Genomic DNA, 15,533 nt, shown 5'->3' with positions numbered 1-15,533 from the left:
CTTTCTCGACAATCTGAAAGCACCTGTGGGTGCTTTTATTTTTTGATTTGTATGGACTTATAAAATTGCGCCTTTTCCGCATATTCACGTACGATTCTTTCCATATCCTTAATATCTTCCTCATTTAACTCTCTAATAACTTTAGCGGGCCTGCCGAATGCTAAAGTATTGGGGGGGATTTTCTTTCCTTGGGGAACAAGGCTGCCGGCACCAATAAACGCACCCTCGCCGATTTCTGCCTGATCCAAAATAATGGAACCCATTCCGATCAGGGCTCTTTTTCTGACTATACAGCTATGAAGGATGACCTGATGCCCAATTGTTGCCTCGTCCTCTAAAATTAGCGGGTTGTTCGGACTTTGGTGTAAGATAGAATTATCTTGAATGTTGACTTTTTTCCCAATTCTAGTGGGGGCCACGTCCCCCCTAATGACCGTGTTAAACCAGACGCTGGAATGTTCTCCGATCTCAACATCACCAGTAATGGTTACAAAATCAGCAATGAAAGCTGAGTCGGCTATGACCGGAAATTTGTCATGAAATGGATAAATCATTTGGGTCGCTCCTTTTTCAATAGATGATTTTATTGTATCGAAAAATTCCGTTAATAGGTAAAAAATTGCCTAGTCAAGGATTGACTCCCAAGGATATCCCAATATCATGACGTTATGTGGTAAAATACAAAAGATTCAACATGATTATTTTTTCTAGGGGGAAAAGATATGTGGAAGTGGGAAGCAGAAGGCGAAGCGAAGGCAGTTATAGTAATCGTCCACGGGGCTATGGAGCATCACCGTCGATACGGTTGGTTGATTGAAATGTGGCGATTATCGGGCTTTCATGTCATTATGGATGACCTTCCAGGCCAGGGGATGACCACCCGGGCAGGACGTGGACATATTGAATCCTTTGAAGAATACATAATCGCGGTAAAAGACTGGATTCAGACTGCGTATCAATATGAGCTGCCAGTATTTTTACTTGGTCACAGTATGGGAGGGCTGATTTCAATTCGTCTTCTTCAGGAAGAAAAGATGAATCTTGCCGGAATTATCCTGTCTTCACCTTGTTTGGGCCTAGTCAACCCGCCATCCAAGTTTTTGGACTTTCTTTCCCGGGGGGTAAATATCGTTTTCCCTTCATTCCGTGTCAATCCCGGTTTAACGATTGAAATGGCAACCAGAAATGAGGATGTCCGAGAGGCAGATGCCAATGATACGCTCTATGTGACAAAGGTTTCTGTCAGATGGTATCGTGAACTTGCTGAGGCAATGAAACAGGCGTTTCTCCAAATTGAAAGGACCCAGGATGTGCCCATGCTGGTTATGCAGGCGGGACAAGATAAAATTGTTAACAAACGAACAGTGAAAGACTGGTTTAATAAAGTTCCTTTAACGGAACAACGATTTAAAGAATGGCCAAAATGTTATCACGAAATTTTTAATGAACCGGAGCGTGAAGAGATTTTTGAATACGCAAAGGATTTTGTCCATAGTCAATTGAAAGCCATAGGATACATTGTCTAGAAAGGTTGTTGTTTCCCATGAAGCCAATTGCCCTCATGTCCAAGGTATACCGTAAAATACTTCCAGTTGTCCATCAAGAATTGGCTTATTGGAAAAGCAGGGCAGAAAAAATACCCAATCCTGAGTTGAGAAGGCAGGCGCTGGCTAGTATCGAGCATAAGGCGTTCCATTGTGAAGGTGGGGCCATTTTAGCGTTAGCTGCCGAAAAAAAATTTAAGCAGGCGGTCAAATTTATTGTCGCCTACCAAACCATTAGTGATTATCTTGATAATCTTTGTGACCGCAGCACATCACTGGATCCCAAAGACTTTGCCAAGCTTCACGAATCGATGTCAGATGCACTGGTGTTAACGGTTGAACCGAAAAATTACTATGAATTTCGCGAAGACCAAGATGATGATGGTTATCTAAATGACCTTTCTGAAACTTGCAGGTCAGTGCTTCAGGAGCTTAGTCATTATCAACAGATTAAGGACTATCTCCTAGAGCTTTGTCAATATTATTGTGATTTGCAGGTACATAAGCATGTCAAAAAGGATGAGCGGGTACCACGTTTAGAAAATTGGTTTAACGAACATAAAGCAAATCTTCCCAAAATGGAGTGGTATGAATTTTCTGCATGCTCGGGATCCACATTAGGTATTTTCTGTCTTGTTTCTTATGCGGTTCGAGATGACTTTTCGCTTGAAGATGCTGAAAATATTAGAAACGGTTACTTTCCTTATATTCAAGGCTTGCATATACTGCTGGATTATTTTATTGACCAGGAGGAAGATCGGGCAGAAGGAGATTTAAACTTTTGCTTTTATTATAAAAACCAGGAAACTCTATTTGACCGATTGAAATATTTTGTGTTGGAAGCAGACAGGCATACCGAGCATTTGCCACATAGAGAGTTCCATCAGATGATTAATCGAGGACTGCTGGGAATTTATTTATCTGACGCAAAAGTGCGCAAGCAAAAAGAGGTTCGTAAACTTGCTAAAGGGATTATAAAAACAGGCGGCTGGATTAGTTATTTCTTTTATTTTAACGGTCGAGCATACCGGTCTGTACAAAAAATATTTGGAATGAATTCCTAAAAAAAGAGGATGAAGAAATAGTCATCCTCATTTTTTTTCTATTGCCACAATAAACGGTGGATTATGCTGCTGATTGATAAATTGATATTGCAAGACATGGGCGGTTTGTTGGTCAAGACGCTGGCAGTAACTCAGCAGTTCATTCCGTTCCTCGGCTCCTCCTGGGTGACCGTGATAAATGACCAAAATGATGATGCCTTCTGGTGCCATGATTTGGAGTAGCTGCTCGATGGCAGCAATTGTCGTATCACCTTTTGTAACGATCGTCTTGTCACTGCCTGGAAGGTAACCAAGGTTAAAAATAGCTCCCGTCACTTTGCCATGAAATTCTGTCGGAATTACTTTTAGCAGTGTCTCATGGCCTTGGTTAAAAAGCAAAACACGATCTAATAAGCCATGTTGTGTTAATCTTTCTGACGCTGTTCGAATGGCTTGTTCTTGTACATCAAATCCATACACTTTTCCATTTTCCCCAACTAATTCAGCCAGAAACACAGTATCATGACCATTTCCAAGAGTGGCATCAACTACAATATCACCGGGACTAACAGCTTTTGTTAGTAATACCTTTGCGTATGTTAGAATTCTATCTAGTTTCATTGTTCAAGCTTCTCCGGCTGATAATATTTCCCTTGCCAGCTGTCTCTTCGTTCTAATTCTGCATTGATACTATTTAATACTTCCCATTTATTGACACTCCACATCGGACCAACCATTAAATCAATGGGTCCGTCCCCGGTGATGCGGTGGACAATCATTTCTGGAGGCAGGATTTCCAATTGGTCACACACTAACTGGACATACTCTTCCTTGGATAAAAATTCAAGCATCCCTTTTTCATATTGTTTAACCATTGGAGTTCCCTTTAACAAATGAAGTAAATGGATTTTTATTCCTTGAACATCCAGCTTTGCGACTTCACCTGCTGTCGCCATCATCATGTCATAGCTCTCAAGCGGAAGTCCATTGATGATATGCGAACAGACTCGTATGTTATGTTTTCTTAGTTTATTGACACCCTCTACATAGCGTTGAAAGTCGTGGGCACGATTGATTAACTGTGCTGTTTTTTCATGGACCGTTTGCAAACCCAATTCAACCCATAAATATGTTCTTTCATTTAATTCAGCAAGGTACTCGACAACATCGTCCGGAAGGCAGTCTGGGCGTGTGGCAATCGATAAACCAACAACCCCATCCAGATTCAGGACAGTTTCATATTTTTCCCGAAGGATTTCCAAAGGGGCGTGTGTATTGGTATAGGCTTGAAAATAGGCCATATACTTGCCGGATTTCCATTTTGTATGCATTTTATCTTTTATTTGATTGAATTGGACAACTAAATCATCGGTTCGATTACCGGCAAAATCACCGGAACCAGCTGCACTACAAAAAGTACAGCCGCCGTAGGCTACAGTGCCATCACGATTGGGACAATCAAATCCGCCATCTAGTGCCACTTTAAATACCTTATGACCAAAATGCTGACGAAGATGATAATTCCATGTATGGTAACGTTTATCATCCACAGCGTAAGGAAATGGTTTTATTTCAAGCATGACTAATGTATCTCCTTGTTAATAATTTTTCTGTTTACATACAACGTATCATTTTATTTTAGCATCATGTAAAACCCTTATCCAACAGATTGTTACTTGCAAAATTGCCAGCATTTATCATTGGCTTACTGTCATAGGAAAGCAGGGGGAGAACACAATAAGAAATGAAGCAGTCCGTATGCTTCAATTTGGCTTAGTTTGGGGAGGGTTCGATATGGCTACTCGTGAATCAATGGATGAATTAAGACAAGAAGTCGAAGATACAATTCGATATGCAGAAGAGCAGTACAAACAAAGCAGTCTTCAACAGCAATATAATAACGTCGATTATACTCAAGCACTGCAGAAGCTTGAAGCCACATACCAGGATATTGCCAAAATAGCGCATAGTGCCAGTGCTGAGCAACGGGACCAGCTTCACCGTATGAGACTACAGATCCAGCAACTGCAAAATAATTTGGTTTTACAGGATATCCGAGGAGGAGAACAGTTTTGAAAAAGAGGTCTAAACAACAAAACCCTGAGCAAAAAACACGCAATGGCCACAATAACCAAGACGTTGAATTGGGGAAGGACTATGATGTAATTAAGATGGCCAAAAAGAAGTATGAAGAATCAGGTGGTCAGCCTGTAAAATCAAAGTTTCATCAAGAACAAAACCAATCCTCATAATGAAGAAAATCTCCCAGCGTCATTGTTGGGAGATTTTTTTATTGTTTGGCTCTATTAACGTTCATAGTGAGCGGAAAGCAGCAGCTAAAAATAACAGAGCCTATTGTTTAAAAACACTTATAATTATGACATTTTAAATGGAAATCGAAAAACATTGCAACAGTATATAAAAAGGAATAGAATGACCAATGGAATTGAATATTTAAAATGATAAAGGAGCGTTTTTTCATGCCGCGTGCCTTGTGGCTTTTAATCTTCGGGATGGCAGTGAATACAATAGGCTCTTCTTTTTTATGGCCTTTAAATACCATTTATATTCACAATCATTTAGGCAAGTCCCTGTCTGTTGCAGGTTTCGTACTAATGTTAAACTCGGGAGCCAATGTTATTGGCAATCTTGCCGGGGGTCACTTATTTGATAAGATGGGTGGATACAAAACGATTCTGTCTGGTATCCTGATTTCTTTATTCTCCCTTTTCGGATTAACCTTCTGGCATGGTTGGCCGCAATATGTCATTTTTCTGATCATAGCAGGTTTTGGAACAGGAATTATTTTTCCGGCCATGTATGCGATGGCAGGTTCCGTTTGGAAGGAAGGTGGACGCAAAACCTTTAATACCCTTTATGTTGCCTCCAATTTAGGAGTGGCCATAGGGACTGCTTCAGCAGGGGTTGTTGCCGACTACTCGTTCCAGCTCATTTTTCTTGCCAACACACTGATGTATCTTATCTTTTTAGTAATTGCTATATTTGGATACAGAGGAATAACAGTTGATTCCGTCCAGCAGAAAGGGCTGGACCCACTAGGTCAACAGGCAAAGAATCATGCAAATTATCACGCACTGTTAATTCTTAGCATGGGCTATTTGCTTTGCTGGATTCCATACAGTCAATGGAGCACCACAGTTGCTTCGTATACACAGGAAATTAACATATCACTTACCCGATACAGTTTGTTATGGACGATTAACGGGGCTTTGATTGTTTTGGGGCAGCCGCTGTTAAATGGAGTCCTTAAGCGTTTTATTAAATCACTTAAACTGCAAATTATTATTGGAATAGGAATATTTATCATTTCTTTTTTTGTATTAGGCCAAGCAGTTTCCTTTAAGGGCTTCTTTGTCGCCATGATTATTTTGACGATTGGGGAAATGTTTGTGTGGCCGGCGGTTCCGACGATTGCTTTCGATCTGGCACCGAAAGGCCGTGAAGGGTTTTACCAAGGGATCATTAATAGTACAGCTACCGGTGGAAGAATGATTGGGCCACTGCTAGGTGGAGTAATTGTCGACCTATTCAGCATGCGTGCCTTATTTATGATGCTAATCGGGTTGTTTCTCATTGCTATTGCTGCAACGGTCGTTTACGACCGCAAACTTAAAACCATGGTGACAAACACCATTCATGAACAAATGTAGAGAAAAAATGAGGGATAGGAATATCTCTCATTTTTGTTTAGACTATAGAAAATTTGGCAACGATGGATTTAGGTTTATGTTACTTGCATATAATAGCAAAATTGATTACAATATCCGTATTACGTTATACTCAAAAACAGTGATTAGGAGTAGTAGTGGTTCTTACCGTACTTTAGAGAGTTGACGGCAGGTGCAAGTCAACCGGGAATCCCATGAACTCGCCTATGAGTTGCAGATGTGAAAGGACAAGTAAGGTCTGCCGTTTTCCGCGTTAAGGATGAATGAAGCGAGTGTTCTGCACTAATGTGGGTGGTACCGCGGGAGATACATACATCCTCTCGTCCCTGTTCTGGGATGAGAGGTTTTTATTTTTTTATAGGAGGAAAACAGTATGAGTTTCGACCATCAGCAAATCGAAAAAAAATGGCAGCAAAAATGGGAGCAAGAGAAGACTTTTAAAACCAACGAAGAATACGATAAACGCAAATTTTATGCGCTAGATATGTTTCCTTATCCATCAGGTGTGGGTCTTCACGTAGGCCATCCTGAGGGATATACCGCAACCGATATCCTATCCCGCATGAAGCGGATGCAAGGGTACAATGTTCTTCATCCGATGGGCTGGGATGCCTTTGGATTACCTGCCGAACAATATGCGTTAGATACAGGAAACGACCCGGCAGAATTTACTGAGAAAAACATCAACACCTTCCGCAGACAAATTAAATCATTGGGCTTTTCCTATGATTGGGACCGTGAAGTAAATACAACGGATCCAGAATATTATAAATGGACACAATGGATTTTCTTGAAGCTTTGGGAAAAAGGTCTTGCTTATATTGATGAAGTACCTGTCAACTGGTGCCCTGCACTTGGAACTGTGCTTGCCAATGAAGAAGTCATTGATGGAAAGAGTGAGCGCGGCGGCCACCCGGTTGAACGTCGTCCGATGCGACAATGGATGCTGAAAATTACGGCTTACGCTGATCGTCTGCTTGAAGACCTAGAAGAGCTTGACTGGCCGGAGAGCTTGAAGGAAATGCAGCGTAATTGGATCGGCCGATCTGAAGGGGCAGAGGTCAACTTCAAAATTGATGGACATGATGAAACCTTTACCGTGTTTACTACCCGTCCTGATACGCTATTCGGTGCAACGTATGCAGTTTTAGCACCAGAGCATGCTCTTGTTGACAAGATTACGACTTCAGAGCAACGTACAGCGGTTGATGCTTATCTAGATAAGGTTAAGACAAAGAGCGATCTTGAGCGGACAGACCTTGCCAAAGAAAAAACAGGTGTCTTTACCGGCGCTTATGCAGTTAATCCGGCAAATGGCGAAAAAATGCCAATATGGATTGCGGATTACGTATTAGCCAGCTATGGCACAGGAGCGATTATGGCGGTTCCTGCCCATGATGAGCGCGACTACGAATTCGCCAAGGTATTTGGACTGCCGATTAAAGCGGTTGTTGCCGGCGGCGATGTGGAAGCAGAAGCCTATACGGGTGATGGCGAACACATTAATTCGGAGTTCCTAAATGGTTTAAATAAAGTCGATGCTATCAAAAAAATGATTTCTTGGTTGGAAGAAAAAGAAATTGGTACAAAGAAAGTGACCTATCGCCTGCGTGATTGGCTGTTCAGCCGCCAGCGCTATTGGGGCGAGCCAATTCCAATTATCCACTGGGAAGACTGCACGATGACAGCTGTCCCAGAAGATCAGCTGCCATTGACATTGCCGAAAACAACCGATATCAAACCTTCGGGTACTGGTGAATCACCACTCGCCAATATCGAGGAGTGGGTAAATGTTGTGGATCCGGCAACAGGCAAAAAAGGACGTCGTGAAACCAACACGATGCCGCAATGGGCGGGCAGCTGCTGGTATTATCTTCGTTACATTGATCCGAAGAATTCGGAAGAGCTTGCTTCACAAGAAAAGTTACAGCATTGGCTGCCAGTTGATATTTATATTGGCGGTGCTGAGCATGCAGTATTGCACTTACTGTATGCCCGTTTCTGGCATAAGTTCCTTTATGATATTGGAGTAGTACCAACGAAGGAACCATTCCAAAAGCTGTTCAACCAAGGGATGATACTTGGGGAAAATAATGAAAAAATGAGTAAATCAAAGGGCAATGTTGTTAACCCTGACGAAATCGTGCAGACACATGGTGCCGATACACTGCGCTTATATGAGATGTTTATGGGACCACTTGATGCATCAATTGCTTGGTCTACCAATGGTTTGGACGGCTCCCGTCGCTTCTTAGACCGAATTTGGCGCTTAATAGTCGAGGAAAATGAAGACCTCAATCCAAAAATTCAAGACACAGAAAAGGTATCCAGCCTAGAAAAGGTTTACCATCAAACCGTGAAAAAGGTAACCGAGGATTATGAGGGATTACGATTCAATACAGCGATTTCCCAGCTGATGGTATTTATTAATGAAGCTTACAAAGCAACGGTTCTTCCAAAACACTTTATTGAGGGCTTTGTGAAATTGCTTGCACCGGTTGCTCCTCATATTGCCGAAGAGCTTTGGGAAAAACTTGGCCATGAAGGCACTATTTCTTATGAGGCATGGCCAGCTTATGATGAGGCAAAACTAGTTGAAAATGAAGTGGAAATTGTCATTCAGGTAAACGGTAAGGTAAAAACAAAGGTTAAAGTTCCAACAGATGCCAGCAAAGAGGCATTAGAAGGAATCGCCATGGGTGATGACCGTGTCAAAGAGCAAATCGAGGGGAAAACAATTCGGAAAGTTATCACGGTTCCGGGTAAATTGGTTAACATCGTTGCAAACTAATTAAATAGGATCAGCCGCCAAGGGCTGGTCCCCTTCTAAAGGGGGATGCGTTAAATGGAAGAAATTAAAATTATTACACCAGATGAATTAAAGAAAAAGCTTGAAGCAGGCGAAAAGCTGGAACTCGTAGATGTAAGAGAGAATGAGGAAGTGGCCGAAGGAATGATTCCCGGTGCTAAGCATATTTGCATGGGAGACATTCCTGCAAATCTTGATTACTTTGACAAAGATAAAGAATATATTTTTATCTGCCGCTCGAGCAGGCGCAGTGAAAATGTCTGCTACTATCTCCAAGAACAAGGCTATAAAGTCCGCAATATGATTGGCGGCATGATGAACTGGAAAGGAGACGTCAAATAACCGATTCCAATCACGGAATCGGTTTTTTTGATACTTTCTTTACTACCGTTTCGGCAAATTACCGGGGCCATCGGGTCGTTTAGAAGCGCTCTTCACTACCGAGGCAACAATTTACCGGGGCCCGGGTCGTTATACTACTGAGATACTTTTGTCTCCGAATGATTTCTAAAAAGAAACCCACCCATAATAACAATTGGAATAATATTGACTATTGCTAGGAAATATCCTTTAATGTCAGTTCCAATAAATAAAGTATGCAAAGTAACTAAAATATAGAGAATTGGATTTAAAGCATGGAGCTTTTGCCATCTTTGATAGCCAATTTTTTTTCGTGCTTTGGAAGTCACAATTGCCAAAATTAAAAAATATAAACCAATGATACCTAGGGCATTGGCGATCGTTTTATAGTCCGTTGCAAATGGAATCAATACCTCTGTCCATTTAAACCCCATATACTTGTCGATCAGTAAGAATCCAACATGCCCAACTGTCAGATAGAGCGCCCAATCTGACAGAGACTCATGGTAGATATTCGTAGTTGCTACTTTTTGTTTGCGGCTTTTCTTGATTTGTGTGTAAATTCCGGTCATCGCGGACAGGTATAGCAAAAAGTAAGCCACTAAACCGGTTGACCGGATCATATACCACTCAAACATCTCCATTGGGAATGCCCCCCTTCCATATTTCACCGTCATTCATTATGAAAACAGCACTTGCGCCTTTATCAACAATCCAATTCCGTCCTTCTTTTTCATCCAATAGAAGAACGGTTTTTGCCCAAATATCAGCTTCCAAGGCGGTCGGGGCCGTGACCGTGGCCGAAACAATTGAACTGCTCGAGGGCTTTCCTGTTCGCGGATCAATTAAATGATGCTGCCGTTCACCATTTCTTAACCACTTCCGTTTGCCAGAAGTGGAGGTAGCAACGGCGCCCGTGCTAACCTGTATGGACGAAATCATCCGGACTGAATCGTTGGGATCCTCAATACCAATGTTTAAAGAACGCGGTAAATCTCCGAAAATACGGATGTCCCCTCCAACATTAATAAAACCGTAACCCATCTTTTCCAAAAGTGCGGCGGCTTGGTCAATTACCCATCCCTTTGCGATGCCGCCAAGATCAATCCTTTGATGAAGCATAACAGACTGTGCCGCTGCATCTAATGAAAACGGGACTGCCTTAACAGCAGTTGTCGTGTTAGCGTCCCGCAACCTTAAATTTTGATTGCGTATTGTTTCAATGGATCCCGCATAACCGGCAGCCTCTAGAGAAGAAAGGATGCCCGGGTTGAAGACACCGCCTGTTTCTTGATAAAACTCGCCTGCTTTGCTTAGAATCGAAAACATTTCATTTGAGACGGTTACTTCCATGCCAACCTGGCGATTTAACAGGGAAAGTTCGCTGTTTTTTTTAAAACGGCTGCAAGTCTCTTCGATTCTCTCAAACTCTTTATAAACGGGCATTAAATCATTGGCAAACATTTCTTGGCTAATAGAAATTTGCACGATGGTGCTCATGGAATTAAAGCGATACTGGTACATCAGGTGCCACCTGTAGTTGTATCGAATCCGCTTTGATTGCCAAAATTTTGCCCGCCATTAGAAAATTGATCCTGATGATGCCCGCGGCTAAACCCCCGCCCGTCATTGCTAGAATATTGGGAGTCGCTGCCGAATTGTGTTGAATCATCACCATTGTAGATACTGCCGTATCCCTGTTGAGGAACCTGAACGCCAAATTGATCCTGTTGTTGTTGATTTGTATCACTATTAATCCCCGGATTCTGGGTTGCTGTTTGATTTGCAGTTTGCTGATTTCCATTTGAAAAACTGAAATAGGAAGTCAAACCAGCGACTAATGCCAAACTGCCAAAGCTGACTCCCCAGGAGATTTTTTTCTTTTTATCCACTGGAAATGCTCCTTTCATAATAGAAAATGGTGTTTCTGATTGTTAATTTACAAGTTGAAACTTAAAATAACCTTAACATTTTTTAAAAATATAATTTTTAAAATTCAGAAAAAGTGTAAATAATGATAGAAAAAAGTGAGGAGATTGTTAGTGATACAAGTAAAACTGTTTGATCGTGAGCATGAAAAGGACTTGGAGAAGGAAATGAATCGGTTTTTAAGAGGGATTGATGAAAAAAGCCTTCTGGATATTAAATATAATGTCGCGGCATTCCCGGAAGAGGAAGAGGAAGAACAAATCTATTGTTTTTCTGCGATGGTTATTTACCGGGCCTGACTATTTTCAGGCCCCGTTATTTTTTGCAGTTAAAGCAGCATTTGTGCCTGCTAATCTGCCGGTCACAAATGCGGAGGTAATATTAAAGCCCCCTGTGTAACCGTGAATATCAAGAATTTCTCCGCAGAAGAACAAACCGTTCATGAATTTGGACCCCATTGTTTTCGGGTCAATTTCCTTAATGGAGACACCCCCTCCAGTCACAAATGCCTTTTCAAGAGGCAGAGTGCCATTAACTTTAAATAAAAACTGCTTACAGCTTTTTGAAAAAAGGCGGAGTTTCTCATTTGAAACGGTGCCGCCTTGTGCAGCGGGGTCAATCTCACTTTGTTCCAATAAAAATAGCAAATAGCGTTCCGGAAGCAAACCTTTTAAAGTATTTTTGATACTTTTTTTAGGCTCTGATTTTACTAGCTTCACAAGGTTTTGATAGATTTCTTCCTCCGTTTGGTTTGGAAGAGCATCCAAGCTCATGGTGACTTCTGTTAAGTTCCATTTTTTAAGAGCCTTGACCACAAACTGGCTGCACCGCAACACGGCGGGACCGCTAATGCCAAAATGAGTAAAAATCATGTCCATGCGATGGGTAATGATAGGCTTGCCTTTGGGATTTAATACGCTTAAGGATATATCGCGTAATGACAGGCCTTGCAGCGTTTTATTTTTTATAAACCCTTCATTGGATGTGACAGGTACCTCAGTGGGGTAAAGTTCGGTTATCGTATGCCCAGCTTTTTCTGCCCAAGCGTAACCATCACCAGTGGAACCTGTGTGAGGAACAGATTTTCCGCCAACCGCAATCACCAGAGATTTTGCCGTGAAAGACTGCCCATCTTTTAAAAGGACACCTGAAACATGGCCACCTTCGTATAGGACATCTGCCACTGGACTGTTTTTAAAAACGCTTATATGATAGTGGTCTAATTGCTGCAGCAGCACGTTTACAACCGTTTGGGCTTTATCGGTAACTGGGAACATACGGCCATGGTCTTCTTCTTTTAAAGCAATCCCTAGGCTTTCAAAAAAGCGAATAATATCCTCATTGTTAAAAATGGAGAACGCACTATATAAAAACTTGCCGTTGCCAGGTATATGCTTGATAATTTCTTCTACGGGGAGGCGGTTGGTTACATTACACCGGCCCCCGCCTGATATGGCAAGCTTGCGGCCAAGCTTGTCCCCTTTATCGATTAACAGTACTTTGGCTCCTTTTTCACCAGCGGAGATGGCCGCCATTAAACCGGAGGGACCGCCGCCTATTACAATAACATCATAATCCATTTGTTCCACCAACTTTAAAATTACTTCATCTCATTATAAACATATATTGTGAAAATAAACCGAATTAAGGTGGTTTTTAAGAAAAATAACATTAGTTGTTAGTAGCATCCACGGAAAAGAAGCGGTAAACTACTAATAGTCCGCAAAAAAAGTCGAATTTTAATTTAGTAAACGAGATGAACTAGATTGTGCTCGTGTCAGCGCAGTGTAATTCTTGGTCAGGAAGGGATTCTATGCAGTCTAAGCTTTTAAGAGGAACCTTTATTTTAACAGTAGGAACCATTTTATCGAAAGTTCTTGGATTAATTTATGTTATTCCATTTTTCCAAATCGTCGGCCGGGAAGGAACAACACTTTACCAATTCTCTTATGTTCCTTATACCATATTTATCAGTGTTGCCACAGCAGGTGTACCGCTGGCGGTTTCAAAATTTATCTCCAAATACAATGCGCTTGAAGAATATGCGGTTGGCCGAAAGTTGTTTAAATCGGGAATTGTCATTATGTTGTTGACAGGATTTACGGCTTTCTTAATTATGTATCTCGCTGCGCCCGTCTTGGCTGAGATGAGCACAAAGGGAGAAAAAGCAAACCTGGATGATGTTACGACGGTAATGCGTGCTGTTAGTTTTGCCTTAATCGTCGTTCCATTTATGAGTTTAATCCGAGGATTCTTCCAGGGGCATCAGTCGATGGGACCTTCAGCCGTTTCTCAAGTAGTCGAACAAATCGTCAGGATTACCTTTACCCTTCTGGGAGCTTATGTGGTACTTCACTTTATTGGCGGTAAAATTGTCACAGCTGTGAGTGTGGCGACATTTGCTGCATTTACCGGAGCTATAGGCGGCTTGCTAGTTTTATTTTGGTATTGGTATAAAAGAAAGCCGCACCTGGACGAATTGTTAGTCCATGATAAAGGAACGATGGACGTATCGCTGAAAGAGATTTATAAGGAAATTTTAATCTATGCCTTTCCTTTTGTTTTAGTAGGGATTGCCAATCCACTTTTTCAGGCCATTGACCAGTTTACATTCAGCAAGGCAATGGCTGAGGTTGGCAAAGCCAAGGTTGCTGATAGTTATTTCTCAATCTTGAATTTTGAATCACATAAAATTGTTATTATTCCAGTATCTCTTGCGACAGCCTTCTCGTTAACATTGGTTCCGAGTATTACCAAGGCGTTTGTAGCTGGAGAAAGAAACAGTTTGAATCACCAATTGAATCAAACCTTTCAAGTGCTGTTATTTTTAACACTTCCAGCTTCAATCGGATTATCATTATTGGCAGAACCGGTATATACGGCTTTTTATCAGCACGATTTGCTGGGGGCAAGTGTACTCAGTGCCTATGCTCCTGTTGCTATTTTGTTTTCTTTATATTCTGTGACGGCAGCAATTCTGCAAGGAATTAATGAACAACGGTTTACCGTTCTAAGCTTGCTGTTAGGATTGTTAATTAAGCTGTCCTTAAATATTCCATTAATTAAAGCAATGGAAATTAGAGGGGCCGTGTTGGCGACTGCCCTTGGGTATAGTGCTGCTATTGTCCTTAATATTATTGTGATAAAAATGTATGCCCGTTACCCATTTCGGTTTGTTTGGCGCCGAAGTTTATTGATTGCCATTTTTGCCGGTTTGATGTGGGGTGGAACTAAACTTAGCTATCAGTTTTTATTATTATTTCTGTCTCCGGCTTCAAAAGTACAATCTGTTGTCATTATTGTGTTAAGTGCCCTTATCGGCGCAGTTATTTATTTTTACTTAGGATTAAAATCTGGGCTTGCCCGCCGGTTATTTGGTGATAAGGTAGATCGGATTATGGATAAACTAAAATGGCCAAGAAGGAGGAAAACAAGTGAGACTAGATAAATTGCTGGCTAATCTTGGCTATGGCAGCCGGAAGGAAGCAAAACAGCTGCTTAAAAACGGGGCTGTTCAAGTTGATGGTGTAGTGGTTAAGGATGCGAAACAGCATGTTGATCCTGCGGTTCAAACCGTTACTTTAAATGGAGAAACTATCGAATACAAAGAATTTGTCTATTTAATGATGAATAAACCACCAGGTGTGTTATCGGCAACAGAGGACCCCTCCAGTGAGACTGTTATCGATTTATTAGAGCTCGAGGACCAGGTATATGAGCCCTTTCCTGTTGGGCGGCTTGATAAAGATACAGAAGGCCTGCTGTTGATCACAAATGACGGTCAGTTGGCTCATCGACTGTTGTCTCCTAAAAAGCATGTTCCCAAAACCTATTTTGCTGTCATTGATGGAGAGGTAACAAAGGATGATATTCTTGCATTTGCCCAAGGGGTCGTATTAGATGACGGTTATGAAACCAAGCCTGGAGAGCTGGTTATTTTAAAATCAGGTATTCGTTCTGACATTGAATTAACGATTACAGAAGGGAAATTTCATCAGGTCAAAAGAATGTTTGAAGCAGTGGGCAAAAGAGTGGTTTACCTTCAGCGAATTTCAATGGGACCTTTGAAGTTAGATGAAACGCTTGAGCTTGGAGAATACAGGGAGCTAACCGAAGAAGAAGTGGAGCAATTAAAAGATTACCAAGTAAAATAAAAGAC

17 protein-coding genes and 1 other annotated feature are annotated in these 15,533 nt (G+C 41.5%); of the genes, 10 read left to right on the top strand and 7 right to left on the bottom strand.

The features are described from left to right. Positions 1 to 35: 35 nt before the first annotated feature. On the bottom strand, positions 36 to 554 hold the full coding sequence (locus tag BN2425_RS12580) for a gamma carbonic anhydrase (RefSeq protein WP_042459864.1): 519 nt from the start codon (positions 552 to 554) through the stop codon (positions 36 to 38). A 168-nt stretch (positions 555 to 722) separates the two neighbouring features. Between BN2425_RS12580 and BN2425_RS12575 the strand changes: the two genes are divergently transcribed. Further along, a complete protein-coding gene (locus BN2425_RS12575) occupies positions 723 to 1,526 on the top strand; it encodes an alpha/beta hydrolase (RefSeq protein ID WP_042459861.1) in 804 nt (267 codons plus the stop codon). A 17-nt stretch (positions 1,527 to 1,543) separates the two neighbouring features. After that, a complete protein-coding gene (locus BN2425_RS12570) occupies positions 1,544 to 2,608 on the top strand; it encodes a tetraprenyl-beta-curcumene synthase family protein (RefSeq protein ID WP_042459859.1) in 1,065 nt (354 codons plus the stop codon). Positions 2,609 to 2,635: 27 nt separating this feature from the next. Here the strand turns inward: BN2425_RS12570 and BN2425_RS12565 are convergent, their stop codons facing one another. Next, positions 2,636 to 3,208 carry a class I SAM-dependent methyltransferase gene (locus BN2425_RS12565; protein ID WP_042459856.1) on the bottom strand — a complete coding sequence of 191 codons (573 nt, stop codon included), beginning with the start codon at positions 3,206 to 3,208 and terminating at the stop codon, positions 2,636 to 2,638. Then, the gene (locus BN2425_RS12560; RefSeq protein WP_042459854.1) at positions 3,205 to 4,167 is read right to left on the bottom strand and encodes a TIGR01212 family radical SAM protein; all 963 of its coding nucleotides are present in this window, start codon (positions 4,165 to 4,167) and stop codon (positions 3,205 to 3,207) included. Before BN2425_RS12560 ends, BN2425_RS12565 begins: the two co-directional genes overlap by 4 nt. Before the next feature lie 214 nt (positions 4,168 to 4,381). On the opposite strand from BN2425_RS12560, the gene BN2425_RS12555 reads away from it, so the two are divergent. The 5 genes from BN2425_RS12555 (at position 4,382) to BN2425_RS12535 (ending at position 9,427) form a co-directional block, all read left to right on the top strand. After that, positions 4,382 to 4,663, top strand: a complete 282-nt coding sequence (locus tag BN2425_RS12555) for a YtzC family protein (protein ID WP_042459884.1) — start codon at positions 4,382 to 4,384, stop codon at positions 4,661 to 4,663. Then, positions 4,660 to 4,839, top strand: a complete 180-nt coding sequence (locus BN2425_RS12550) for a hypothetical protein (protein ID WP_042459851.1) — start codon at positions 4,660 to 4,662, stop codon at positions 4,837 to 4,839. Before BN2425_RS12555 ends, BN2425_RS12550 begins: the two co-directional genes overlap by 4 nt. A 228-nt stretch (positions 4,840 to 5,067) precedes the next feature. Further along, positions 5,068 to 6,258 carry an MDR family MFS transporter gene (locus tag BN2425_RS12545; protein WP_042459848.1) on the top strand — a complete coding sequence of 397 codons (1,191 nt, stop codon included), beginning with the start codon at positions 5,068 to 5,070 and terminating at the stop codon, positions 6,256 to 6,258. A gap of 130 nt (positions 6,259 to 6,388) precedes the next feature. Continuing rightward, positions 6,389 to 6,607, top strand: a binding site (T-box leader). A gap of 42 nt (positions 6,608 to 6,649) precedes the next feature. Next, positions 6,650 to 9,067: a leucine--tRNA ligase gene (leuS, locus tag BN2425_RS12540; RefSeq protein ID WP_042459845.1), complete on the top strand. Its 2,418-nt coding sequence runs from the start codon at positions 6,650 to 6,652 to the stop codon at positions 9,065 to 9,067. A 54-nt stretch (positions 9,068 to 9,121) separates the two neighbouring features. After that, a complete protein-coding gene (locus BN2425_RS12535; protein WP_042459842.1) occupies positions 9,122 to 9,427 on the top strand; it encodes a rhodanese-like domain-containing protein in 306 nt (101 codons plus the stop codon). Between the two features lie 134 nt (positions 9,428 to 9,561). Here BN2425_RS12535 and BN2425_RS12530 read toward each other — a convergent pair whose 3' ends face one another. Genes BN2425_RS12530 through BN2425_RS12520 form a run of 3 tightly spaced genes read right to left on the bottom strand, consistent with a single transcriptional unit; the run spans position 9,562 to position 11,337 of the window. Further along, positions 9,562 to 10,089, bottom strand: a complete 528-nt coding sequence (locus BN2425_RS12530; protein WP_042459839.1) for a ferric reductase-like transmembrane domain-containing protein — start codon at positions 10,087 to 10,089, stop codon at positions 9,562 to 9,564. After that, the gene (locus BN2425_RS12525; protein ID WP_042459836.1) at positions 10,076 to 10,969 is read right to left on the bottom strand and encodes an FAD:protein FMN transferase; all 894 of its coding nucleotides are present in this window, start codon (positions 10,967 to 10,969) and stop codon (positions 10,076 to 10,078) included. Before BN2425_RS12525 ends, BN2425_RS12530 begins: the two co-directional genes overlap by 14 nt. After that, complete coding sequence (locus BN2425_RS12520) at positions 10,969 to 11,337, bottom strand: hypothetical protein (protein WP_042459833.1); 369 nt, start codon at positions 11,335 to 11,337, stop codon at positions 10,969 to 10,971. Before BN2425_RS12520 ends, BN2425_RS12525 begins: the two co-directional genes overlap by 1 nt. A gap of 150 nt (positions 11,338 to 11,487) precedes the next feature. Between BN2425_RS12520 and BN2425_RS12515 the strand changes: the two genes are divergently transcribed. Beyond that, a complete protein-coding gene (locus tag BN2425_RS12515; protein WP_042459830.1) occupies positions 11,488 to 11,673 on the top strand; it encodes a sporulation protein Cse60 in 186 nt (61 codons plus the stop codon). Between the two features lie 6 nt (positions 11,674 to 11,679). Here the strand turns inward: BN2425_RS12515 and BN2425_RS12510 are convergent, their stop codons facing one another. Continuing rightward, entirely contained in the window at positions 11,680 to 12,954 is a 1,275-nt protein-coding gene (locus BN2425_RS12510; protein ID WP_042459827.1) for a BaiN/RdsA family NAD(P)/FAD-dependent oxidoreductase, read from the bottom strand. A 233-nt stretch (positions 12,955 to 13,187) separates the two neighbouring features. Between BN2425_RS12510 and BN2425_RS12505 the strand changes: the two genes are divergently transcribed. After that, entirely contained in the window at positions 13,188 to 14,822 is a 1,635-nt protein-coding gene (locus tag BN2425_RS12505) for a putative polysaccharide biosynthesis protein (RefSeq protein WP_042459823.1), read from the top strand. Further along, positions 14,809 to 15,528: a pseudouridine synthase gene (locus tag BN2425_RS12500; RefSeq protein WP_042459820.1), complete on the top strand. Its 720-nt coding sequence runs from the start codon at positions 14,809 to 14,811 to the stop codon at positions 15,526 to 15,528. Before BN2425_RS12505 ends, BN2425_RS12500 begins: the two co-directional genes overlap by 14 nt. Positions 15,529 to 15,533 lie beyond the last annotated feature (5 nt).

Origin of the sequence: Neobacillus dielmonensis (genome assembly GCF_000612665.1) — a bacterium.
GTDB classification, from domain to species: domain Bacteria; phylum Bacillota; class Bacilli; order Bacillales; family Cytobacillaceae; genus Neobacillus; species Neobacillus dielmonensis.
Note: the sequence above shows the minus strand (reverse complement) of the source record. Positions and strands in the feature narration are given on the sequence as shown.